This is a genomic window from Gilvimarinus sp. 2_MG-2023 (genome assembly GCF_030547685.1).
Taxonomy (GTDB): Bacteria; Pseudomonadota; Gammaproteobacteria; order Pseudomonadales; family Cellvibrionaceae; genus Gilvimarinus.
Genome location: NZ_JAUOQM010000048.1, coordinates 471,708 through 495,261 on the forward strand (window position 1 = coordinate 471,708; position 23,554 = coordinate 495,261).

At 50.3% G+C, this 23,554-nt stretch carries 29 protein-coding genes; 6 read left to right on the plus strand and 23 right to left on the minus strand.

Annotated elements, in window-relative coordinates:
* Positions 1–14: 14 nt before the first annotated feature.
* From Q4526_RS13890 to Q4526_RS13925, 8 genes are all read right to left on the minus strand, one after another.
* Complete coding sequence (locus tag Q4526_RS13890; RefSeq protein WP_303609664.1) at positions 15–929, minus strand: urease accessory protein UreD; 915 nt, start codon at positions 927–929, stop codon at positions 15–17.
* A gap of 742 nt (positions 930–1,671) precedes the next feature.
* Positions 1,672–2,160, minus strand: a complete 489-nt coding sequence (locus tag Q4526_RS13895) for a hypothetical protein (RefSeq protein WP_215977676.1) — start codon at positions 2,158–2,160, stop codon at positions 1,672–1,674.
* A gap of 12 nt (positions 2,161–2,172) precedes the next feature.
* Positions 2,173–2,310, minus strand: a complete 138-nt coding sequence (locus Q4526_RS13900; protein ID WP_215977677.1) for a hypothetical protein — start codon at positions 2,308–2,310, stop codon at positions 2,173–2,175.
* On the minus strand, positions 2,307–2,558 hold the full coding sequence (locus Q4526_RS13905) for a hypothetical protein (protein WP_215977678.1): 252 nt from the start codon (positions 2,556–2,558) through the stop codon (positions 2,307–2,309). Before Q4526_RS13905 ends, Q4526_RS13900 begins: the two co-directional genes overlap by 4 nt.
* 206 nt (positions 2,559–2,764) lie before the next feature.
* Positions 2,765–3,271 (minus strand): transposase, encoded by a 507-nt coding sequence (locus Q4526_RS13910; protein WP_215977679.1) that lies wholly within the window; start codon positions 3,269–3,271, stop codon positions 2,765–2,767.
* Positions 3,272–3,458: 187 nt separating this feature from the next.
* Complete coding sequence (locus tag Q4526_RS13915; RefSeq protein WP_215977680.1) at positions 3,459–3,989, minus strand: hypothetical protein; 531 nt, start codon at positions 3,987–3,989, stop codon at positions 3,459–3,461.
* Complete coding sequence (locus Q4526_RS13920; protein WP_215977681.1) at positions 3,989–4,240, minus strand: hypothetical protein; 252 nt, start codon at positions 4,238–4,240, stop codon at positions 3,989–3,991. Before Q4526_RS13920 ends, Q4526_RS13915 begins: the two co-directional genes overlap by 1 nt.
* Positions 4,241–4,353: 113 nt before the next feature.
* Positions 4,354–4,986, minus strand: coding sequence for an RHS repeat-associated core domain-containing protein (locus Q4526_RS13925; protein WP_215977682.1), 633 nt, complete (start codon positions 4,984–4,986; stop codon positions 4,354–4,356).
* Positions 4,987–5,659: 673 nt separating this feature from the next.
* On the opposite strand from Q4526_RS13925, the gene ppnN reads away from it, so the two are divergent.
* Positions 5,660–7,075, plus strand: coding sequence for a nucleotide 5'-monophosphate nucleosidase PpnN (gene ppnN / locus Q4526_RS13930; RefSeq protein WP_303603484.1), 1,416 nt, complete (start codon positions 5,660–5,662; stop codon positions 7,073–7,075).
* A 550-nt stretch (positions 7,076–7,625) separates the two neighbouring features.
* Here ppnN and Q4526_RS13935 read toward each other — a convergent pair.
* The 13 genes from Q4526_RS13935 to Q4526_RS13995 form a co-directional block, all read right to left on the minus strand.
* Positions 7,626–8,462 carry a YbgF trimerization domain-containing protein gene (locus tag Q4526_RS13935; RefSeq protein WP_215977683.1) on the minus strand — a complete coding sequence of 279 codons (837 nt, stop codon included), beginning with the start codon at positions 8,460–8,462 and terminating at the stop codon, positions 7,626–7,628.
* A gap of 10 nt (positions 8,463–8,472) precedes the next feature.
* A complete protein-coding gene (gene pal / locus Q4526_RS13940) occupies positions 8,473–8,982 on the minus strand; it encodes a peptidoglycan-associated lipoprotein Pal (RefSeq protein WP_215977684.1) in 510 nt (169 codons plus the stop codon).
* A gap of 44 nt (positions 8,983–9,026) precedes the next feature.
* The gene (gene tolB / locus Q4526_RS13945) at positions 9,027–10,310 is read right to left on the minus strand and encodes a Tol-Pal system beta propeller repeat protein TolB (protein ID WP_215977685.1); all 1,284 of its coding nucleotides are present in this window, start codon (positions 10,308–10,310) and stop codon (positions 9,027–9,029) included.
* Positions 10,307–11,110 (minus strand): cell envelope integrity protein TolA, encoded by an 804-nt coding sequence (gene tolA, locus Q4526_RS13950; RefSeq protein WP_215977686.1) that lies wholly within the window; start codon positions 11,108–11,110, stop codon positions 10,307–10,309. The genes tolB and tolA overlap by 4 nt, the downstream gene beginning before the upstream one ends.
* A gap of 14 nt (positions 11,111–11,124) precedes the next feature.
* The gene (gene tolR / locus Q4526_RS13955) at positions 11,125–11,553 is read right to left on the minus strand and encodes a protein TolR (RefSeq protein ID WP_215977687.1); all 429 of its coding nucleotides are present in this window, start codon (positions 11,551–11,553) and stop codon (positions 11,125–11,127) included.
* Between the two features lie 31 nt (positions 11,554–11,584).
* Positions 11,585–12,277, minus strand: a complete 693-nt coding sequence (gene tolQ, locus Q4526_RS13960) for a protein TolQ (protein WP_215977688.1) — start codon at positions 12,275–12,277, stop codon at positions 11,585–11,587.
* A gap of 6 nt (positions 12,278–12,283) precedes the next feature.
* Entirely contained in the window at positions 12,284–12,706 is a 423-nt protein-coding gene (ybgC, locus tag Q4526_RS13965; RefSeq protein WP_215977689.1) for a tol-pal system-associated acyl-CoA thioesterase, read from the minus strand.
* Entirely contained in the window at positions 12,703–13,725 is a 1,023-nt protein-coding gene (gene ruvB / locus Q4526_RS13970) for a Holliday junction branch migration DNA helicase RuvB (protein ID WP_215977690.1), read from the minus strand. Before ruvB ends, ybgC begins: the two co-directional genes overlap by 4 nt.
* Positions 13,726–13,731: 6 nt before the next feature.
* On the minus strand, positions 13,732–14,334 hold the full coding sequence (gene ruvA / locus Q4526_RS13975) for a Holliday junction branch migration protein RuvA (RefSeq protein ID WP_215977691.1): 603 nt from the start codon (positions 14,332–14,334) through the stop codon (positions 13,732–13,734).
* A gap of 34 nt (positions 14,335–14,368) precedes the next feature.
* Entirely contained in the window at positions 14,369–14,887 is a 519-nt protein-coding gene (gene ruvC / locus Q4526_RS13980) for a crossover junction endodeoxyribonuclease RuvC (RefSeq protein ID WP_215977692.1), read from the minus strand.
* 249 nt (positions 14,888–15,136) lie between these two features.
* On the minus strand, positions 15,137–16,924 hold the full coding sequence (gene aspS / locus Q4526_RS13985; protein ID WP_215977693.1) for an aspartate--tRNA ligase: 1,788 nt from the start codon (positions 16,922–16,924) through the stop codon (positions 15,137–15,139).
* 40 nt (positions 16,925–16,964) lie between these two features.
* Positions 16,965–17,228, minus strand: coding sequence for an FmdB family zinc ribbon protein (locus tag Q4526_RS13990; RefSeq protein ID WP_215977694.1), 264 nt, complete (start codon positions 17,226–17,228; stop codon positions 16,965–16,967).
* Positions 17,229–17,414: 186 nt separating this feature from the next.
* Positions 17,415–17,726 carry a Rieske (2Fe-2S) protein gene (locus Q4526_RS13995; protein ID WP_215977695.1) on the minus strand — a complete coding sequence of 104 codons (312 nt, stop codon included), beginning with the start codon at positions 17,724–17,726 and terminating at the stop codon, positions 17,415–17,417.
* Between the two features lie 351 nt (positions 17,727–18,077).
* Between Q4526_RS13995 and Q4526_RS14000 the strand changes: the two genes are divergently transcribed.
* Positions 18,078–18,446 (plus strand): hypothetical protein, encoded by a 369-nt coding sequence (locus Q4526_RS14000; protein ID WP_215977696.1) that lies wholly within the window; start codon positions 18,078–18,080, stop codon positions 18,444–18,446.
* On the opposite strand, the gene Q4526_RS14005 is transcribed toward Q4526_RS14000, so the two are convergent.
* Together Q4526_RS14005 and Q4526_RS14010 are read right to left on the minus strand one after the other, a co-directional pair.
* Positions 18,418–19,677 carry a valine--pyruvate transaminase gene (locus tag Q4526_RS14005; protein ID WP_215977697.1) on the minus strand — a complete coding sequence of 420 codons (1,260 nt, stop codon included), beginning with the start codon at positions 19,675–19,677 and terminating at the stop codon, positions 18,418–18,420. The genes Q4526_RS14000 and Q4526_RS14005 overlap by 29 nt on opposite strands.
* Positions 19,678–19,691: 14 nt before the next feature.
* Complete coding sequence (locus tag Q4526_RS14010; RefSeq protein WP_215977787.1) at positions 19,692–20,057, minus strand: response regulator; 366 nt, start codon at positions 20,055–20,057, stop codon at positions 19,692–19,694.
* 226 nt (positions 20,058–20,283) lie between these two features.
* Between Q4526_RS14010 and arsC the strand changes: the two genes are divergently transcribed.
* The 4 genes from arsC to sppA are packed head-to-tail and all read left to right on the plus strand — an operon-like array spanning position 20,284 to position 23,496.
* Positions 20,284–20,625: an arsenate reductase (glutaredoxin) gene (gene arsC / locus Q4526_RS14015; protein WP_215977698.1), complete on the plus strand. Its 342-nt coding sequence runs from the start codon at positions 20,284–20,286 to the stop codon at positions 20,623–20,625.
* Positions 20,619–21,218, plus strand: coding sequence for an NAD(P)H:quinone oxidoreductase (gene wrbA / locus Q4526_RS14020; protein ID WP_368411110.1), 600 nt, complete (start codon positions 20,619–20,621; stop codon positions 21,216–21,218). Before arsC ends, wrbA begins: the two co-directional genes overlap by 7 nt.
* Positions 21,215–21,628: a DUF2069 domain-containing protein gene (locus tag Q4526_RS14025; protein ID WP_215977700.1), complete on the plus strand. Its 414-nt coding sequence runs from the start codon at positions 21,215–21,217 to the stop codon at positions 21,626–21,628. The genes wrbA and Q4526_RS14025 overlap by 4 nt, the downstream gene beginning before the upstream one ends.
* A gap of 23 nt (positions 21,629–21,651) precedes the next feature.
* A complete protein-coding gene (gene sppA, locus Q4526_RS14030; RefSeq protein ID WP_215977701.1) occupies positions 21,652–23,496 on the plus strand; it encodes a signal peptide peptidase SppA in 1,845 nt (614 codons plus the stop codon).
* Positions 23,497–23,554 lie beyond the last annotated feature (58 nt).

Here is a 23,554-nt window from a genome sequence, read left to right on the forward strand (position 1 = left end):
CTCTCTCCCCTGTATTATGTATGCCAAATACGAGGCTCAACCGCCTCGCGACCACAAACCTCAGGCCGGATTGCCTGCCAAATGTGAATAAAACCTTTGCGACATTCATAGGCACTGGGGCCTATATAACGCGCGATAAATAAATCTTCTTTTTGGGTTAAACCCCAATTGGGTTGACTGCCGCTGGCGGCTTGGTTGAGCTCTTCAAGCAATTGATCCACCAAATCGCGACTGGGGCTACCAGAAGCCACCAAGGTACCCAGACTGCCGGCGCCATTAAGGCCCCAGGGTTGCTGCATAAACGCATCACCACCGGTAATATGGTTGCGCTCAATTAGCCGGGGCACGCCATCTACCCACACCTCTAAATCCTGATGCACGCTGCCGGTATCAAACACCTCCTGACAAGCCGGGCGCCCCAGACAAGCTATATCCCACGCGATAAACGTAGCCCCAAGTGCGGCGGTTAACTTGGTGTGTAGCCGTGCGTTAGCCCCATTAAACACAATGGTTTCTTGTGGCAACCATTCCAAATGTCCGTTCTGGGCCACAGTAATATCAATGTGTTGCGATTGCGTGGTGGTACTATCACTGTGCTGTAAACCCGCGAGCGAGTAGACCTTACCCGCGGAGGGCGTGGTGACCAGAGCGGCAGCACCACTTTCGGCACCGAGAGAAATATGCAGCGCATCCCCCACCACCAATCCACCGGGCGGATGCAATAAATACACATGGGCACAGTCGCCCTCGGGGTAAAAGGGGCGCTGAATTCTCAACGGGCCATAATGCTGCGCCCGGGTGACCGCTGTTTTACCGGCCCTGTGCGCAAAGCGCAGCGCGAGACTTGCCTGCCAGGAGCGCGAGACACGAGTGGTGTCCACAGCGCCGGCAGGCTCCGCGACTTGTCGATGTGACGTAACTGAGGTCAATGGCTTAACTCTAATGTTTTTACTCGGGCGCTCGGGGCATACCGCGCCAACTTTTTTCGCGTTTTATCAATCCAGTGTGGCTAATCCGCCGACATTTGCCCCAGACATCAACAAGAAGCATGCCAAAGGCTCAAGGGGCCACACAGCCCACGGCCACAGGGGCCGGACAAGTATCTTACACCGTAACGCCAACAATCAATGCACCGTTATTGATCACGATTTCGGTTTTGCCCACGAGTGTGCCCCATTTTAGAACAGCGTGCGCTATTGATACCAAGCCTTAACACAAAATAGAGTACACTTAAGTAAAACCCGTGCACGGTTACCGCTAGCAGGCTTTTGAATGCTCAGCGAGACCTGCGGGACTTTCAGGCTGTCCCGTAGTCGTTGTTGCCACTTCTCGATGGGTTGACGCACCTACAAAGCGGCGCCTAGATTACGAACCAGCCAGAAAGTGTTCATAAATCTGTGTCAACTCCCTAAACTGTGCAAAGCAAAACACTAGATGACAACTGTCTTGTAAAGATATCTGTTTTGACCTCTGCCATGCTCTTGAGAATGCAAACCAATGAACGGACAAGACGGCTTACTGACCCCGCTGAACACTATGATGATGCAATCCTGATAAAATAACGCTCGCCTGCCTTGGCATACAACCACTCCTTGATTTTATCTACAAAGCATAAACCTACCGCATCAAATCAGTAAAAATAAATCTTTCACTTTTTTAAAGGTGAAAGATTTATTTTCGGGATCTCAGGCATTTTTCTTTTCCCCTAAGAAACTCCAAAACCTCAAAAGACTCATCAATTTTTAAATCATAGCCAGAATTCAAATAAAACTCTTTATACTTTTGATGCCTATAGAACACCCTCATCGCCCCCAGACCCAAATAATACTCATGAATACTTTTTATATAATTAAAAGGAAACCCCACGGACCTATTTACTCTATCAAAATAAAATCCAGGAAAAAAATAATTTCCTTCGCAATCATCATAATACGAAGAAACTTTGTCGGAACACAAGGAAGCATACTCACTTAAAACCAGAAGATCATTAATAATCCCATCATCAAAAAAATCATCCTCCTCAATAAATTTAAGACCTGCGTCTTTAATCTCTAAAACATACACTTCGTGCTTATCAATGCAATCTGAGTAAACTTTAAATGACTCAGAAAAACACAAATTAGGAATAACATATAAAAATATAACAATATAAGGTTTCACTAGAACCACCTACTATGCTTTCTTTAGCTTTGGAACACCTGAAACAAAACAACATACAGGAGGCTTTTCATACGGATTACCATCGTCAACGGCCACATAATATTCATTAGACATCCTATCCTCTTCATTTTTCCAAATTGTAGCGGTCAACTAAAACTCCTTTTCCCGCTTGTCTTATTTTTTGCTTTGGTTACAAATTCCAACTCGATCTTTTTTGCAGAATACACCAACGGCAGTATTGCAATAAGAAACATAATATATTTTAATAATTCCGGAGCGTCTTTCGCACATCCATAAACATAATCTAAGACCTCTATAACTAAATAAACAAAAACTAGAGATGCCAGCATCATAAGGACGGCTTTTACTTTACCTACATTTCGATAAATAAACTTCATTTCCACCCCAAACATTAACAAGATTCACAGGCCAACGTACTATTTAAGGCTGCATTGCTCGAAGCATTTGACAACCCTTTAGGCTCCTGGATAGCTCCGCCAAACAATCCAGATCCAAAACTAGCCCCTCCGTTTGCTCCTGCCGCGCCAGTAATATACCCTCCAACAGCTCCGGAGACTCCCCCTTGCAAATTGTCTATTCCAACTCAGCCGCTGTTGCCAAGTGCGTGCATAACTGGCAGTGGATCCAACCAGGGACAAGGCGTCAGCTCGACTCTCGCTCTATAGCTCGACCAAATGTAATCGCGCGCGCTTTCTACCATTTCCGCCTTTACTGGGTTTAACTCCACATACCGGCAACACTGGAGCAGGTATGAATCCGTCTCAATTGGGCTTATTTTATAGCGACTCTCCCACAGTGAGCCGGTTCGCCCTTCCATTTTGTTGACAAATCGGGTTTGTCTGCCAGCCAAGCGATTCATCAACCCGCCAATATCTCCGGGGCGGTCATTGGCACCGACTATCAGGTGTACATGGTTCGTCATCAAGCAATAGCTGTAGACTTGCAAACCAAAATAAGTCTTCCATTCCGCCAAGTTTTCCAAATAGTACTCATAGTCACGATCCTCAACAAAGACCACCTGACGATTATGGCCCCGCTGCACAATATGGTGGGGCAACCCCGGCACTATCACCCGCGCCCGCCTTGGCATATAGCCCCCTCCTTAAACCCAACTTCCAACTCCACTGGCCCCAGCTGCATACATCACTAGAAAAAATAAATCTGCCCCCTTTTTCCAACGATATGATGGGGCAATCCTGGCACAATCACCCTCGACCGCCTTGGCATATAAACCACTCCTTGACTTTATCTACAAAGCATAAACCTACCGCATAAAATTAGTAGAAAATAAACCTGTCACCTTTTTCTTTTGGCCGCCTTTCTCTGAAGGCATTTTTTTTATCTTTAAGAAAGGTCAAAACATCTAGCGCCCCCTCCAACTCCGAGTCATAATTGGAGACCAAATAATAATTCTTATATTTATCATGTCGGTAAAATATCTTCATCCAGCCTAAATTTACATAATGAAAATAAATATTCTCCATAAATCGCATAGGAAAATTAACAATTAAATCAACCCTACCCAAATATAAACTTGGGGAAAAATATTTATTTTCACAGACATCATAATATATAAAGGTCTCACCTTCACAAAACGATACACTGCCCCTCAATGATTTGAAATATTCAGGCACATTTTCTTCAAAAAAGTCATGATCACTAATAAATCTAGAACCAACTTTCCTAACCTCTAAAACAAGATCTTCGTGCCTCATTATACATTCATCGTACACATCAAAATCCTTAGAATAGGATAGGCCGGAGACCAAAATCATCAAAAAAAACAAAATTATTTTCATTACAAACATTACCCACTCCCCCACTTACTTATTGAAACACTTGGAATAAAAATACAAACAGGAGGACTTTCATATGGATTTCCACCAGCGACCTCATCAAGAAAAACATCTGATATTACGTCTTCCTCTCTTCTCCATATAGATACAATATCAGACTTACATTTTTCAATATCTTCTTCACAAACCAATTTCTCATATTTCTTTAATTCTTCTTTTGTTCTTTCTAAATTCTTTTTCTGCTTCTTTTCTTTATCCGCCATAAGTTCGTCAAACCATGCGTCACGATACGATCGCCCGTCCGAATGTCTTAAAGCACGACTTTTGAAAACACAATGAATATAAATAGAGACTTCAACTACAGTTACCCAAGCAGTCAAACCGCTCGGATCAACCCAAACAATAGGACTCCCGTTCCCATAAGAAAAACATTAACCCTACCACCCAACCCAATCGGGTCCCTCTGCAAATACCGCCCAATCCCCGAATCATAATCCCGAAAATAGTTATGATGCAGCCCACTCTTCCCATCAAAATACTGCCCCGGAAACCACAAATTATTAGTCACATTTTCAGTAACAATCTCCACCTCACCAAACGCGCTATAACGCGCCTCCCACACCACTTCACCGCTGGCGTTAACCATCCGCTGCGGCGTACCCAAATAATCATTCTGATAGTAATACACCGGCCCATTTCGACGCTGAAACAACGGTTCGGTCATCCAGGTGCTGTAAGGCGTAAACTGGTACTCGGCAATAAGATTACCCTGTCCATCATACTCAGCCGCCAGACCTTCATCGTTATACAGGTACCAAGTAGTCTGGCCGTTAACAGTTTTCTTGATGCGCTGGCCTAACGGGTTGTAATCGTATTCACCCACGATAGCGCCGTTCTTTTTAACGGCAATTAACCGCTCCTCATGGTTGTAAATATATTCTGTGGTTTCACTACCGGTTGTTTTGGTGACGGTGTGGCCATTGGTTTTATAGGTGAAAGTGGTTCTCACACTGTTTATGTTTGGCTCACCCAGTGACTGAGGCTATTGAAGGTAGCCGTGATTTTCACGAACAACTAACAGGGGGTGGGATTTTAGAAAGGATTTATGTCGTATCTCTGAGAAATCCACCAAGTAGGGATAATCAGGACTAACTGTAACTTGATGCTCAGACGTCTGCAGTGCCAAGTCTTGCTTCTTACAATAGCTTTTAAAACCCCCTGCGACAGAGGCAAACAAGCACCACATCCCAGAAGCACTTACCATGGACGCCATTCCGATTGGGCGCAGCTCTTCCTTAAAAAACTTCATACATATTCCCTGTTTTTATTTAATATCCAGCAAAAACCTTATATAACTTTCCTGTTTCAAGAGGTGAATCCTACCTTTGCCTGTGATAGGTTTCAAAAAAAGGAGGCGGCCTTGTGACATACCTCACACTACTTGCGCGGTCCGCTTTCATTCAACGGATCAATTCGGATTCACGACTTATTGGCCAATTGATGCGCTGGGCGAACCACTATCGAGCACGCTTCTGGCTTCGCTCGCGCCCCATTTTAGACCAACCTACTCTATTGATACCAAGCCTCAACACAAAATAGAGTACACTTAAGTAAAACCCGTGCACGGTTAACGTCAGGTGCCCGACCCTAGAATACGATCAGTCTGAGCTGTAGAGGACGCGATGCCAAATACTCAATTACCCTATCAACACGCCCACCAAGAAAACGGGCAGTACGACACCATAGACGCTATAGTCTCTCCCCAAAACCAACTCAATATACTCTCTAAAACCGAGGCCTCTCGTTTATTGGACGCCAGCCAGGGCGGCCTGTACACGCTGTTTCGCAGCTGTGCCCTGGCTGTACTCAATAGTGGCAACACCCTGGATGACGGTAAAGAGTTGCTGGAGCGCTACCCCGACTTTGCCATTCGGGTCATTCAGGAAGAGCGCGGCATTAAGTTGGAAGTAAATGGGGCTCCCAGCAGCGCATTTGTTGATGGCAAAATGATTCACGGTATCAGTGAGCATTTGTTTGCCGTATTGCGCGATGTGTTATTTGCCAGCGGCGAACAAAAGTTATTGTCTAGCGAGCAAACCAAGGCCCCTGCAGCGATTACCGACGCGGTGTTTCATATGCTGCGCAATGCCAAAATCATCCGCCCCAAGGTCGACCCCAATATTGTGGTGTGCTGGGGCGGCCACTCGATCAGCGTGGGTGAGTACGACTACACCAAAAAAGTGGGCTATGAAATGGGCCTGCGCGGCTTGGATATTTGCACAGGCTGTGGCCCGGGCGCCATGAAAGGCCCCATGAAAGGTGCCACCATCGGCCACGCCAAACAGCGCCTGGGGGTTGGCCGCTATATCGGCATTACCGAACCGGGCATTATCGCCGCCGAAGCGCCCAATCCCATCGTCAACGAATTGGTGATTATGCCGGATATTGAAAAACGCCTGGAGGCGTTTGTGCGCAGTGGCCACGGCATTGTGGTATTCCCCGGTGGCGCCGGTACGGCCGAGGAGATTCTCTACCTATTGGGCATTTTACTGCACCCAGACAACCAGCAACTGCCCTTCCCCCTAATATTTACCGGGCCCGAATCGGCCCGCAGCTACTTCGAACAAATCGACAATTTTATTGGCCTGACTCTAGGGGCTGAGGCGCAAAGCCGCTACACCATGATTATCGACGATCCGGCTGCGGTAGCACGCCATATGGTTGAGGGGATGGGCGAGGTTCGGGCATTCCGTAAAGACACCGACGATGCTTATTACTTTAACTGGCAGCTAAAAATTGCACCGAATTTTCAACTGCCGTTCGAACCCAGTCACGAGAATATGCGCAACCTCACCTTGCAGCCACAACTCCCTAAACACGAGCTGGCCGCGAACTTGCGCCGCGCCTTCTCGGGCATTGTCGCCGGTAATGTAAAAGATGCCGGCATTCGCGCTATTGAGGAACACGGCTTATTTGAGATCTGTGGTGACGCTTCCATAATGGGCCCTGTAGATGAGTTGCTGGATGCTTTCCAGCAGCAAGGGCGAATGAAGTTGCCGGGCAGTAATTACGTCCCCTGCTATCAAATCATTCGATGATGGCATCAAAATCCACTTTGTAGGAGATGTCTCACAAAAAGTAACGTCATACACCACTGTTCGTCGTCACGAGGTTTGGCGATACTGTTTAACACAGGGACGTTACACGGATGACCAAGGGGCCAGGAAGGTTCACAGGATGTTAGCTACGGACTAGCCAGGGAAAATAAAATTTAATAGGGAACGACAACGGATTTGTCTTATCGAGCAAACCAACACCCAAGTGTAGGAATCTCGAATAAACCACCGCGACAGGGGTTTAAATAATTTTTAGGCAGGATGCCAAGCCGCAGGAAGCGGACTTATAGGGAGAAACGGCCAAGGATGCCGACACGAACAAGGATTGGATATCGTTCACCAAAAGGTCCACTTTAGTGGGCCTTTTTTTTCGCCCCACTTTTAACCACGGCCTCGACACACCCAAGTAAAACCATGTAAATGCTTAAAATGCCACTACCCACCACACTGACACCACTTTCGCCTCTCATAGTGAACGCCCATAAAAAAACCAGCTCGAAAGCTGGTTTTTAACGATCTAAAACGCTAATGCTCAGAAGTTGTCTTGCAAATACCGCTGAGCCAGACGCGATGCATCCGCATTGCTGGCTGCGACAATATTTAAAAGTTCTTCTGCGCGGGCGCTATCGCCCTGCAAGTGGTAGACCTTACCAAGCTTAAACTGTGCGTCAGACACTTTACGACTATCGGGAAATTCAGCCAGTAAATCGCCAAACCAACGCTGCGCCTCGGGCAGGTTATTCTTTAACAGGTAGATTTCACCCAGCCAATAATAGCTATTACTGGCGTATTCACCGCGTGGATACGCTTGCAAGTGACCTTTAAAAGCCTCAATAGAAGCGTCTATTTGCCGCTGCTTAAGTAAATCGTAAGCCGCGCCATAGACATCCGCTTCGTTGGCATCAGAGACTGTAGGGGTCTGTGAGAGCGCCGAAGGCGCCGTCACGGGCATGCTGAGCGGTGCTTTCCCGAGCTCAGACTGGCCGTTTGCTTGTGTAGATTCACCCGATGTGTTTGTCATTGGATTAGCAGTCACTGCAGATGCACCACCGGTTGAACCACCTGTGGTTAACGCACTGATGCGCTGATCCAAATTCAAATAATCATCCAACCGTTGTTGCTTGAGCCGTTTAATCTCAAACGATTGCTCCTCCACCATACCGCGCAGGTTCATAACCTCTTGCTGCAGGGTTTGTAGTTGGAAAAATAACTGTTCGGATTGCTCAGTCGCTTGCCCCGATGATACCGGTGCACCTCGAACGGGAGACGATACAGACTGCGGCGAAGAGTCAATCACTTGCACCTGCGCCACAGCCGCTGTACTGACAGCGGCCGCGATTGCGGCCGCCAACAACAGGGTATTTTTCATACCGCGACTCTTAGTAGTCGATTTCTACACGACGGTTTTTGCCCCATGCAGACTCACCGCTACCCATAGAAAGAGGACGCTCTTCACCGTAGCTGATCACTTCCAGGTTACCGCGGCTTACACCTTGCAGAACCATAAAGTCACGAACCGCATTGGCACGACGCTCACCCAGGGCCATGTTGTACTCGCGCGAGCCGCGCTCATCAGCGTGACCTTCTAAACGTACAGCAGTATCAGTACCGCGCAGCTTCTCAGCGTGCGCCAGCAGCAGTGAACGCGATTCTGGCAGCAGTACCGCCTGATCAAAGTCGAAATAAATAACAGTTTCTAAGGCTTCCATAGACTCTTCAGAGCCATCAGCCGAGCCCAGCGAACCACTACCAGAAGTACCGGTTGTTACACCACCGTTAGCATCTGCACCAGCAGCGTCTGAATCTTTAGTGTCTGTGCTAGAACAGCCCACTAAGAACGCCATTACAAAGGCTAAAGTCAGACCCTGTTTCATTGCTTTAGTAATCATGTTTGACTCCGATCAAGTTGTTGATTTTTTGGCTTACTAAACGTTTAAAAAAACGGTGACCAAGCAGGCTCCCTTACATCACCCTGCTTGGATGGCAAACGATACTTCGTGCCTGCGTCGAGCGAGACCGCAGCCAGTATACCTTTTCCCCCAAATCGTGTCGCGTACAGCAACATAGCCCCGTTAGGTGCTATAGTAGGCGATTCATCCAGGTTTGTCTCGGTCAGTATACGCAAGGTGCCTGTGGTCAGGTCTTGAGCGGCGATATGAAACACACCTCCGCGCTGATGCACCATGACCAAAGTCTTGCCATCTCTCGAAACTCGCCCGCGAGCGTTGTACTCGCCGTCAAAGGTTAAGCGTTCTACCCGCCCGCTGGCAAGTGTCACTTTATAAATTTGTGGTTTACCACCTCGATTTGACGTAAAAACCACCCCTTTTCCGTCTGAAGTCCAGCTCGGCTCGGTATCAATAGCGTAATGATTGGTGATTCGGGTAAACCGGCGGCTGTTTAAATCCAGTGTATATACCTCAGGATTTCCGTCTTTTGACAGAACCATAGCCATTTTTGTGCCATCTGGAGAAAAGCTTGGAGCGCCATTTAGACCGGTAAAGTTGGTTAATTGCTCGCGCTGCCCAGTGGCTAGATCTTGCATAAAGATAGCCGGACGGGTGGTCTCAAAAGACACATAAGCCACTTTGCGACCATCAGGTGACCAGGTAGGCGACAACAGTGGCTGGTCAGACTCCAGCAATTGTCTCGGCCGAGCGCCGTCGGCATCGGCCAACATCAGGCGGAATTTATCCTCGCTGCCGGTATTTTGAAAGGCTTCAACATAGAGCACCTGTGTGGCAAAAGCGCCGCGAATACCGGTGATTTTCTCGTACACTTTATCGGAGATATGGTGGGCTATATCGCGTAACTGGGCGGCGCCACCATCCACCTTACCAGCACTTACCACTTTGCGCTGAGCGAGAATATCGTATAAATGATAAGTGACATAATAGCGGCCGGCTTCCTCTTTAATATCGCCAATCAATAGAAACTCGGTGCCCATCACCCGCCAATCGCGGTAAAACACATCGGCCTCAGAGCTGGGAAAAGACAGCATACTGGTACGGGGCACAGGGTCAAATTGGCCACTGCGCTCCAGATTAGAGGAAATAATTCGACTGACATCTTCCGGCAATGGCTGGCTACCACTCCAGCCCATAGGCACCACGGCAATACGAGTGGGGTTGTCTACCCCCTGAGTAATTTCAATGGTCAGCTGGGCCTGGGCGGCCGACACAAAACAAAAAAGTAAAAGTGATACAAGTTTTCTCACAGTCGCAAGTCCTTGGGGTCAAATACCAGTTTCAATTGACGGAAATTTTCTTCAAATAATGTAGGTGGCATATTGCGCAACTCGCTAAAGCGATCAATACGTCTTACCGCCTGCTCAGCGGAGCGATCAAAAGCGGCATTACCGCTACTGCGCACCACAGTAACATTAACCACCTGTCCGGTGGGCACTAACTGTATCAAGAGCTCGACTTTCATGCCACGTCGCGCTGAGGGTGGCCGGCTCCAGTTTTGCTCGATGCGCGACGAGATCATATTGACGTAACTTTGCGTCTGCTGGGCTGCCAACTGCGCCTGGCGCTGCTGCTCTTCTTTGCGCATGGCGTCGTCTAGTCGCTCCTCGGCAATACGCTCTTGGCGTTCACGCTCAGCTTTTGCCTTAGCGGCGTCTGCTTCGGCACGGCGCTTAGCTTCTAGCGCCTGCTGACGTTTGCGCTCGGCTTCTTGGTCGCGTTTTTTCTTGGCCTCAGCTTTGGCTTTGCGCTCGCGTTCAACGCGGCGCTGGCGAGCGGCCTCCTCTTTCGCTCGCTTAGCGGCCTCGGCACGCTGTTGTTCAAGCTCGCGCTTTTTGGTTAGGTCAATCACATTGTTCTTTTTTTGTGCAGGTGCTTTAGTATCTTGCGCCTTAAGCTCTACCAGTTTGGCCTCAACATAACGAGGCTTAAATACCCGTGGCGTTGGATCAGAGGTACTTTCCCAGCCCAGAGTAATACCAGCCAACAGCAGCGCATGTAAAAACACACTGACAATGGCAGCAATGACAAACTGGCTCTGATTATTCATAGGGCATCTAACATTTATTGTGGCGGCTCAGTGACCATGCCCACCGAAGGGGCACCAGCATTTTGCAGCTCCGTCATCAGCTTGATAACCACACCATAATTCACGGCCGTATCACCCCACACCAGCACTGGCGTGTCAGGCTTTTCGCCCAAGACTTTAGACACCATTGCGGTAATTTGCTCCAGCGGCTTACCTACTTTAGGATCGCCACCAAGCTCTACGTAATAGTTGCCGTCTTTATCCACCGACACAATTAAGGGCTCATCGTCTTTGTCGTCCATCGGTGCCGACGGTGCCTGCGGCAGATCAACTTTCACCCCTTGCATTAACATAGGCGCGGTGACCATAAACACCACCAACAGTACCAACATCACGTCGATGTAAGGCACCACGTTGATTTCCGCCATGGGTTTCTTTTTTACTTTGGGTCCGAATGCGGCCATTAGACTACCCTACTTAACGGTTGTTCGAGGTTCACGACGAGACTTGTTTGCTGTGCACCTGGCGGTGCAATATCGAGGAGAATTCCTCGGCAAATGTCTGGTAGTGATTTTCCATCGACTCGGCGCGGGCCGAGAAACGGTTGTAGGCCAGCACTGCGGGAATCGCGGCGAAAAGACCCATGGCAGTTGCCACTAGCGCCTCGGAAATACCGGGCGCCACCGTTGCCAAGGTGGCCTGATGCACATTGGCCAAACCGCGGAATGAATTCATAATGCCCCACACGGTACCGAACAAACCGATGTACGGGCTAACCGAAGCGACACTGGCTAAAAACGGCAAGTTGGTTTCGAGCTTTTCTTCTTCGCGGGCTAACGCCACACGCATAGCGCGCTGACAACCTTCCATGACCGCGTCGGAGTCGGCGCTGCTTTGCGAGCGCAAGCGCATAAACTCTTTAAAACCGGCCCGGAATATATTCTCCACCCCGTCGACAGCGTTATTGCCATTGCTTTGTCGGTAGAGCTGGTTCAGGTCAATCCCCGACCAAAACTTTTTCTCGAAAGCGAGAAATTTAGCGCGAGCCCGACTTTGGTACATCCCCCGTTGAATGATCATCACCCAAGAGACGACCGAGGCTAAAAACAAAATTGCCATGACCAGTTGCACCAGCAAACTGGCGTTGGCGATTAACCCCCAAATAGATAAAGAGTGTTCGTTCGGCATAGCGACTCAACTTTTGTCAGTGATTGTATTGGTAGCCAACTGCTCACGCATGGCGGCAGGCATGGCACAAGGTTTCATGGTTTCTGGTGCAATACAGGCAATGCGTATTAGACCTGCGCACATCAATTCGTTCCCTTTGAGTATACGTTGGCGGAACACTACATTGGTGCGCGCCAGCTTTTCAATTTCGGTGGTGACACTTAGCAAGTCATCAAGCCGGGCCGAGCGTTTGTAATCCACCTCGGCGCGATGCACAACTAACAGCTTGCCATCATCCAATATGGCGGGCTTATCATAACCGTATTGGCGCAAAAATTCAGTGCGCGAGCGCTCCATAAACTTGAGGTAGTTAACGTAATAGACGATACCACCGGCGTCGGTATCTTCAATATAAACACGCACAGGAATGGAGAAGATGTCCGAGGTCACGAAGGGTCCTTAAATCGATCCGGTGTGGGCACGCCAAAATGCTGGTAAGCCAAGGCGGTTAAAGTGCGCCCGCGCGGCGTGCGGCTGATAAACCCCTGCTGAATCAGGTAGGGTTCAATCACATCTTCAATAGTGCCCCGCTCTTCGCCAATAGCGGCAGCGAGAGAATCCACCCCGACCGGGCCGCCGGCAAAGTTGTCCATTAAAGCGGCCAACAGGCGGCGGTCCATATGATCAAATCCGCGCACATCTACATTAAGCATATTGAGCGCTTTGTCGGCCACATCACAACTGACACGTCCGTCGGCCTTAATTTGAGCGTAGTCGCGCACCCGGCGCAGTAATCGGTTGGCAATACGCGGGGTACCACGCGAGCGCTTGGCCACTTCGGCCGCACCGGCCTGATCCATCTCCACCCCGAGCAAACCCGCCGAACGGCCGACAATGTGAGTCAGATCAGCGATATTGTAAAATTCCAGACGCTGTACAATACCAAAGCGATCGCGCAGTGGTGAGGTCAGAAGTCCCGCACGGGTAGTGGCACCCACCAGAGTGAAAGGCGGTAAATCCAGTTTAATTGAGCGCGCTGCTGGCCCCTCACCAATGACAATATCCAGCTGAAAATCTTCCATCGCCGGATACAAAATTTCCTCAACCACGGGGCTTAAGCGATGGATTTCGTCGATAAAAAGCACATCACCAGGCTCTAGATTGGTCATAAGTGCCGCCAAATCCCCGGCTTTTTCCAGTACGGGACCAGAGGTGCTTTTGAGGGCTACGCCCATTTCTTGAGCAATAATATTGGCCAGCGTGGTTTTACCCAATCCGGGGGGGCCAAACACTAAGGTGTGATCAAGCGATTCCCCGCGCTGATGAGCCGCCTGAATAAATATTTCCATTTGCTCACGAACGACAGGCTGCCCCACGTATTCGGCCAGAGATTTAGGGCGAATGGCGCGGTCTATTTGTTCTTCCTGTGGAATCGCATCGGGGGCGATAAGTCGGTCGATTTCAATCATGGCGTACTAGCCTGCCACCTTTTTTAACGATAAGCGAATCAGTTCTTGCGCACTAGCTGCGGGTTGAGCTTTTTTGGCCGCGTTTACCATGCGACTCGCCTCGGTGGGTTTATAGCCTAATGCCACCAAGGCGCTTTCGGCTTCGCTGTCAGCATTGGTCGTCAGGCGAGCCCGAGGCTCGGGATTAAGCAAATCACCTCCGGCTGGCGCGGGCAGTTTATCGCGCAGTTCAATCACTAAACGCTCAGCGGTTTTTTTCCCCACGCCCGGCACTTTGACCAGCGCGCCGACGTTGTCTTCATGCACACAGTGAGCAATTTGCATCGCATCCAAACCCGATAAAATAGCCACTGCCATCTTGGGCCCTACGCCATTTACTTTAATTAAGGTTCTAAACAGGTCGCGCTCGCTGCGCTGGGCAAAACCAAACAGCTGTTGGGCAGTTTCACTGACGGCCAGATGGGTAAACAAGGTGGCGGGCTGATTGAGTTCGGGCAAGGCGTAAAATGTGGTCATTGGAGCCTGCACTTCATAGCCCACACCGCCCACATCCAAGAGCAAAAATGGAGCCTGCTTTTCGAGCAATGTGCCGTGTAATCGTCCAATCATAATGTCGCGCGTTCACCCAATCGTTAAAAGCCCTTTATACCATACGGCCACGGCGAAAGCTGCGCGCGCGCGCGGTTTTTAACAAATGTTGTTGGGAGTTTACATGGCACAGAGCGATGGCCAGTGCATCGGCGGCGTCCTCTTGAGGCGTACCAGGCAACTTCAGTAATGTTTTCACCATATGCTGCACCTGTGATTTATCCGCCGCACCAGTGCCGGTGATTGCCTGTTTGACTTTGCGCGCCTCGTATTCGCTAACCGGTAAATTCTGATTAACCGCAGCCACAATCGCCGCGCCGCGCGCTTGCCCCAATTTAAGAGCCGAGCCGGCGCTTTTAGCCATAAACACTTGCTCAATAGCAAACTCTTGCGGGATATATTGCTCAATCAATTCGGTAACACTGTCAAAAATCAGTTTTAAACGCTCAGGAAAGGCGATATCCGGTATGCGAATCACACCGCTGGTGACATATTCTGTGCGCGAGCCTACCGTATTGACGATACCAAACCCGGTTTTGCGAGAGCCTGGGTCTATGCCCATTACTAGCGTCATAAGAATACGGCCTTAAATGAATCTAACTGCCCTACCCTTGTCATCGGCGGCAGGAGTGCGAACCCTTATAATACGGCAATACGGTGCTCTACTCCATCGGCGGGCCGAAACCCACCGGAGCACTGAAAACAGCCTGAGCTGTTTTGCGTTGTTTACGATGGATCTCTTAGCTGCGTTTGGCGATACAGAGCAATTATGTTACTTAAAAAAAAGCCGGGCATAAGCCCGGCTTTTTGGGTCGTGCGGTAATTACTCGGCCGCTTTTTCTTGCTTTTCTTTCTGACGTAAACGAATGTGCAGTTCGCGCAACTGGGTGGCATCAACCGCACCCGGTGCATCGGTCATAACACAGGCCGCACTCTGAGTTTTAGGGAAAGCGATGACATCGCGAATGGAGCTGGTACCCGTCATCAACATAATCAAACGATCCAAACCAAAGGCCAGGCCGCCGTGTGGTGGCGCACCGTACTTCAAGGCGTCGAGTAAGAAGCCGAACTTTTCGCGCTGCTCATCACTGCTAATACCAAGAATTTCAAATACTGCCTGCTGCATGGATTGGTCGTGAATACGAACCGAGCCACCGCCCAATTCAGTACCGTTAAGCACCATGTCGTAAGCGCGTGACAGCGCTTCGGCGGGACTGTCTTTTAGAGCGTCGGGTGAGCACGATGGTGCGGTGAACGGATGGTGCAGCGCCTGCATGGAACCGTCATCGTTTTCCTCAAACATGGGGAAGTCCACTACCCACAGCGGCGCCCACTCGCAGGTGTAGAGATTAAGGTCTTCACCCAGCTTACAACGCAGTGCACCCAATGCTTCAGTGACGACATTGGCTTTGTCGGCACCGAAGAAAATCAGATCACCGTTAACCGCTTCAACACGATCCAAAATAGCTTTGCGCACATCGTTGGGCAGGAATTTCACAATGGGTGACTGCAAGCCATTTTCCATATCGCTGGCGTCATTGACCTTGATGTAAGCCAGACCTTTGGCGCCGTAGATACCGACAAATTTGGTGTAGTCATCGATTTGCTTACGGGTTAAGGCTTCGTTACCGCCAGGCACTTTCAGTGCAGTAACACGACCTTTAGGGTCTTTGGCAGGGCCGGAAAAGACTTTAAACTCAACCTCGGTCATCAGATCTTTGATATCAACCAACTCCAGCGGGATACGCATATCCGGCTTATCGGAGCCGTATTTGGCAATAGCGGTAGCGTAATCCATACGCGGGAACTCACCCAAATCAACGCTGAGCATATCGTTAAATAAGGTTTTGATCATGCCTTCAGTGATCGACATGATGCCCTCTTCATCCATAAAAGAGGTTTCGATATCGATTTGGGTGAACTCAGGCTGGCGGTCCGCGCGCAAATCTTCATCGCGAAAACACTTAGCAATTTGGTAGTAGCGGTCAAACCCCGACACCATCAGCAATTGCTTAAACAGTTGGGGTGACTGAGGCAGTGCGAAAAATTTGTTCTCGTGGGTGCGCGAAGGCACCAGGTAATCACGCGCACCTTCTGGGGTGGCACGGGTCAAAATGGGGGTTTCTATATCCAGAAAGCCGTTTTCGTCCAGGTAGTTGCGAATGGCAATAGTCACCTTGGAGCGGAACTGCAAACTTTTTTGCATCTCGGCACGACGCAAATCTAAGTAGCGGAACTTTAAGCGCACATCCTCGCCCACACTGGAGTGTTCCGACAACGGGAACGGCGTGGTTTCAGCCTCATTAAGAATTTCCAGCCCAGTGCCGTAGACTTCAACTTCACCGGTCGCCATATTGGCGTTTACCGTGGCGGCATCGCGAGCGCGTACTTTACCGGTCACCTGCAAGACATATTCACCGCGAACCTTATCGGCCAGGGCGAAGTTTTCTTTGGCGTCCGGATCAAACACTACCTGTACAATGCCGTCGCGATCGCGTAGGTCGATAAAAATGACACCGCCGTGGTCGCGGCGGCGATCAACCCAGCCGCACAGGGTGACTTCTTGATCGATAAAAGAGGCATTCAGAGCGCCACAGTATTGACTGCGCATAATTGTATTCCCGTCTATTCGCTTAGGGGGTGTCCCCGATTTAACTGGCCGGCGCTGCCGGTTTCGATTCACTTTTGCCGGCAGCCGGTTTGGCGGCATCGCCCGCAATATTTTTCTTTTTGCCTGACTTAAAGTCCGTTTCGTACCAGCCACCACCTTTTAGGCGAAAACCGGCCGCTGAAATCTTTTTGATTAAACTCGACTGCTGACAAGCTGGGCAGTCGGTTAGTGGCGCATCACTGAGTTTTTGCAGTGCTTCGAGCTCGTGGCCACAACTTTCACAACGGTATTCATAGATAGGCATAGTCTGTTACTCCGCAAATAAACCTACCAACAAACAGCGCTCCAGGAGACCTGGCCGCCAAAAAGGGCGCAATTATACCTCAGTGACAAGCTTCGAGAAACCGCGTAAACACGCTTATGGGGGCGATAGGCAAAATAAACCCATGAGCGGGCACCACACTGGCGCAAGGTACGCTTAGGGCGGTGGCTAATCCACCTCTACTCCCACTGAGTTACCTTCATAAACTAGAGGAAATGCCTGTAGGGCCCCCTGGCAGGTAGCCGGGTTGGCGGCACGGCCGGTATCGAGCGAGAATTCCATGCCGTGGGCCGGGCAGCGCAGCCAAGAACCATGGATCGTCGCTTGATCGAGGCGCGCCTGCTGGTGTGGACACTGATTCAGCAGCAGTAAAAGCCGCCCATCCTCTTGCAGCAGCAGTAAATCTACGCCCTTAATGCGCAGCGATTGGCGATAACCATCGTAAAGTTCGTGCAATTTTGCCAAAGGAAGATAAGCCATAAATACCACTATGCCTCATAGTTGTACGCCAACAGAAGATTAAATTGGGCTCGATATACCCCTAGTGGAATACCATTTAACCACGACCATGTCTTAATTTGCAGAAATACAGGCGCCAATGACTTAGCTATAGCCCTAGGTTCCGACTAGACTTTCAGCTATGATGCCGCCCGCCCAAGTATCACCGACCCGTGTGGTCGCTAAATTTATGGGCACTGGCTGTGGAAAGCCCCCCTTACGAACTCAACCTGGAAGCTTTCGCAGCACTAGGTCTGGCGCGCTCAAGGGATTTTACTACAGCCGGATAGACCGCCATCCATGCAGTTTGACAACCAAGGTTTCTCGACAACTATGCCCAAGCTATTCGACGTGATTGTCTGTGGTAGTGAAATTTTTTTTGAAAACCATACCGAGAGTGCTATTACCGGCTTTCTTACCTGCCGACGAATTGAAGCGACCGATGAACAACAAGCAGCGGTTCACGCCTGCCATAAAGTGCTTATTGACTGGAACCAGAATCACAACAGTGATCGCAAGCTTGGGGTTCCCAGCCTGCATGTTGAGCTCATCAAAAATGCAAACCGCTGGGTAAACCGCGCCCCCACCGACGAGTATTATTTTTACGATAGTCAAGCGCGCAAACGCGAACACTTCCAGCACTTATGCCAAAGCACCCGTCCCTGGTATCGGCTCAGCCGTCCTGCTCGTAAACCTGAGTAACCTCCTGAGCGATAATCTGTGCCGCTCGCTCAATAACATCCGCTGGCTGTGCGTAGCTTAACCTTATACACTCGTAACGGTGGCGCCAGGGCTCGGTCAATCCCGGAAAAAAATGCTCGCCGGCGATCACTAACACCCCTTTCGCTTTTAAGCGCTCATAGAGCGCCTGCGAGGTGATTGGCAAGCCCTCAAACCACAACCAGAGAAAGATTGCCCCTTCCGGTTTGTGCAGACGGTAAGGTAAATGAGCCAGTGCCCGCTGGAGCACCTGCACGGCCTGATGGCAGCGCTGCTGGTAAAAAGGGGCAATACTCTGACGCCCCATGGCGAGCAGCTGTTCGCGCTTAAGGAGCTCGTGGGCCACCGCCGGGCCGATATTGCCTGCGGCCAAACTAATGACCGTATTGGCTTTGGCGAAGGCTTCAATCAATGGCTCGGCGGCAATCACAATAGAGGTTCGAGCGCCGGGAAACCCTAGCTTAGAGAGGCTTAAGACCAAAATCGTATTGTCATTCCAGCGACAGCTGGCCTCGGTAAAAACAATACCGGGAAATGGCAGCCCGTATGCACCATCGATTATTAAAGGCACTGCGGCGCTTTGAGCGAGCCTATCCAGCGCAGCCATCTCGGTATCGCCAATCATATTGCCCGTGGGGTTAGTGGGCCGCGAAACACACAATGCTGCGCTATTGGGCTCGACCGTCAGACTGTCGAGATCGAGATGGTATTTAAATTCGTGCTCACTTAAGCGCTCTATGCTGGGCCGGTTGGCATGAAAAAAGTCCGGCGTAAGCCCCAGCTCGCTGTAGCCCAAATACTCAGGCACCAGAGGTAATTGTATTTGCCGGTTAGAGCCGTCGCTGTGGCGTCCGGCCAAGAGGTTGAACAGGGTAAAGAAAGCGCTCTGACTGCCGTTGGCTAATGCAATATTGGCAGCACCTACCCCCCACTCGAACTGCTGATTTAAGTGCTCGGCCAGGCTCTTGCGAAAAACAAGATCACCCGCGGGCGACTGATAAACGCCAAACATCTCGTGGGCTCGCTCAGGCTGGTCCAGCACATGACGGGCCGCATCACTCAACAAGGACTCTACCGCCTCAATCCGAGCCGGATTACCACCGCCGAGAAATAGCATATCGGGGTTTTCACGCAAAGCTGTGCCAAGATCGTCCATCAGCGAGACAATACCGGAGCCGGCGGTCAAGCGCTGACCAAATTCAGAAAACTGCATGTGAAAAGATACTTCTAGATAAGCCCAAAACGGCGCAGTGTATCTTGCAACTTATCGGCGTTAATGGGTTTTTGAATAAAATCGAGGGCGCCTAAGCCGGTCACCCGCTCTAGTGCGTCGGGTTGAATATCACCCGAAATCACGATGATCACGCTTTTTAGATTTTCCTGTTGAACGGTCTCAAGTACTTGATAACCGTCCATTTCAGGCATGGTGAGATCTAAAAAGACCATTTCACCTTGACCGGCACGTATAGCCTCCACCGCCTCAAGACCATTAGTGGCGAAGGTAATGTCTACCTCCCACTCAGGGGGCAGTGAGCGCGCAACCTGCTTGCGGGCCATTTTCGAGTCATCACAAATTAACAGCGGTGTACTCATTGAGGCTTTTGAGTCCATTTAAATTTATCTTGAGGGCGACTGCGTATTATTAAAGATGCCCTTCGCAGTATAGCGAAGAGATACTGTCCAATAACAAGACAATATACGGTTTTTAACACTGTGCGCAAGACTCAAGGGAGCAATAAGACTTTTAGCCGGTTACGTTAAGCGCCCGCTTACCGATATAATCGGCTTTTACACTCTTAGCTTGAGCTGGAATTTCTCTATGCAACTTTATCACAACCCTCGCTGCTCCAAGTCTCGGCAGGCACTGAGCCTACTAGAAGAGCGCAGCGTTAGCCCCCAAATCATCAAGTACCTAGACGAAACCCCCAGTGTGTCGGAGCTGGCCGAGGTTATTAAAAAATTGGGGATTACTCCGCGCGAACTTCTACGCAAGGGAGAGGCGGCCTACAAAGAGCTAAATTTGGCCGATCCGGCACTCAGTGACCAACACATTATTCAAGCGATGCAGCAAAACCCAAAGCTGATTGAGCGCCCTATTGCGATTGTCGGCAACAAGGCCGTCATTGGCCGCCCACCAGAAAACGTGCTGGAGTTATTGTGACACCCTACGTTCTTGTACTGTATTACTCGCGCCACGGTGCCACCGCCGAGCTGGCCCAAGCGATAGCGCGCGGAGTTGAGTCGGTTTCTGGCATTGAGGCCAAGCTGCGCACCGTGCCAAGCGTCTCCCCTGACACCGAGGCAAGTCTGCCCCAGGTGCCAACTGACGGCGCCGTGTATTGCAGCAAAGACGAGCTTAGGCACTGTAGCGCTCTGGCACTGGGCAGCCCCACCCGCTTCGGTAATATGGCCGCTCCGCTTAAATATTTTCTCGACGGCACCAGCGATTTGTGGCTCAACGGTGACCTGATTGATAAACCCGCCGGTGTATTTACCTCCACCGGCAGTTTGCACGGTGGCCAGGAAACCACTCTGACCAGCATGATGCTGCCGTTACTGCATCACGGCATGCTAATCAGTGGTATTCCCTACAGCGAAGCTGAGTTAAACAACACTCGCCACGGCGGCACACCCTACGGCGCCAGCCACTGGAGTGATGCGAGCACCGAGCTGAGCGACTCCGAGCGAACGCTGTGTCATGCTCAGGGCGCGCGCTTAGCAAAGCTGGCTTTGGCACTGGGGGCTCAGCGATGAAAATCCCCCAGTACGAAGCTCACGATATTGCCCCTTTAACCCGCAAATACCACATAGCGCGTTTGGTTTGTCTGTGCTCGCTGTGCCTTTTGAGTGCTCTTTTCACCTGGGTTAACTTAACCGAGGCAAATGGCAGTTGGGTGCGATGGAGCATTCAAACTCTGCCACTCGCGCTGTTTATTCCCGGCTGTTTTAGAGGCCACTATCGCACTTACAGCTGGCTATGCTTTGTGGTGTTGTTTTATTTTATGGGGTTTGTCGTCAATGCTATGTCGCCCACGGCCAGCGTGCTCGATTACCTCGGAGTTTTGGTTACCGTGGTAGTGTTTTGCGCCGCCATGATGGGCAGCCGCTGGCGCCAACACAGTTTATTGGCAGCTCGACAAAATCCGAACGCCGCCCCCCTTTAACCCGCTAAGAAAGGACTCATTCTGTGAGTGATACACATTCTTCACGCAACCCCGTTGCTCGGTTCTTTTCCTTCATTTGGCGGGGACTAACCTGCTTGCGCCGCGCCCTGGCCAACTTGATATTTCTCGCTATTATAGTGGCCATTATTGTCGCCATCAGCCAGCGCGAAGCGGATATATTGCCCGACAATTTTGCGCTTTATATCGCCCCCTCAGGATTTTTAGTCGATGAGCGGCAGCCCGTCGCGCCACTGGCTGCGCTAAACGGGAGCGATCCTTATGAATCGGAAACTTTGGTCAGTGATCTGGTACAAGCCATTACCAATGCCCGCACGGACGAGCGTATCACCCATTTAGTATTAGATCTTAACTACCTCGCCAGCAGCGGCATCAGCAAATTGTATGAGGTTGGCCAAGCCCTGCAGAGCTTTAAAGACAGCGGCAAAGAGATCATCGCCTATAGCGATCATTACAATCAGGCTCAATATTATTTAGCCAGCCATGCCAACACCATTTATTTACACGATATGGGCCATGTAATGTTAATGGGCTATGGCAGCTACCGCAGTTATTTTAAAGAAGCCATCGACAAGCTCGGCATTAACTTTCATATTTTCCGTGCCGGAAAATTTAAAGATGCGGTCGAGCCATTTATGCGCAATGACATGTCCGATGCCTCGCGTCAGCATAACCGTCAATGGATCAATCAACTATGGAACCTGTACACCAGTCGGGTGGAAACACAACGTTCATTGCCCGTTGGCGCTATTGATAACTTAATTGAACATATCCAACAGCGTCTCGAAGTGGCCGCAGGTGACCCCGCCCAAATGGCACTGACAGCAGGCTTAGTGGATCACGTGCACAGCCGCCAGCACCTTCGTGCCGAACTGATCGATCAATTCGGTTACGACCGGCAAGCCGACAGTTTTAAAGCCGTTAACTGGTACCGCTATTTAGATCATCAACATTCTTTACCTTTGCCTGGTAAGTCCTATGTTGGGGTCATCAATGCCAGTGGTACTATCTACGACGGTGAGCAGCCACCGGGTACTGTAGGCAGCGATTCCTTTATCAATTTATTACGTCAAGCCCGTGATAATGGCGACATAAAAGCCTTAGTGATTCGTATCGACAGTCCCGGTGGCAGCGCATTTGCCTCCGAAGTTATTCGAGCAGAAATTCAAGCGGTGCGCGATTCCGGCATTCCCGTTTTAATCAGCATGGGGGGCGTTGCCGCCTCGGGCGGGTATTGGATGGCCACCAGTGCCGATGAAATTTGGGCGCTCCCCAGCACCATCACAGGCTCAATCGGAGTATTCAGTGTGATTCCCACCCTCGATCAATCGCTGGATAAGCTCGGCATCCACACCGATGGTATCGGCAGCACGTCACTGGCCGGAGCCATGAACCCCGCCCTGCCTATGGATAAGCAAACTGCTTTTATTATGCAAAGTAGTGTCGATGGAATATACCGCCGGTTTATAAATACCGTTGCCGAGGCGCGCGGCCTCAGTGCAGAGCAGGTGGATCAAATTGGTCAGGGGCGGGTTTGGAGTGGTGCCAAAGCACTAGAAATAGGATTGGTGGATAAGTTGGGCACCTTAACCGATACCCTTGAAGCGGCAGCGGCCTATGCCAAGCTAGAGCAGTGGGAGGTAAAAACCATTGAACAACCGCTCACGCCCTTCGAGCAATTTATGCAACAGCTATCAAGTGTGAGTATTCCACTACCCGAGAGCGCCGAGCGGGCGCTATCAAGTTTAGCGCAACTGGACTCCGCCACCTCAATCGGCGCAGCCCTGCAGCTTGAGCCCAACCGTGTTTACGCCCAGTGTTTAGACTGTACGGTATGGTCTGAACAATAAACCCGACTATCAGGCCCCGCCCCCCAGCGTGTGGACGGGGCCTGATCAAGTAATCTGA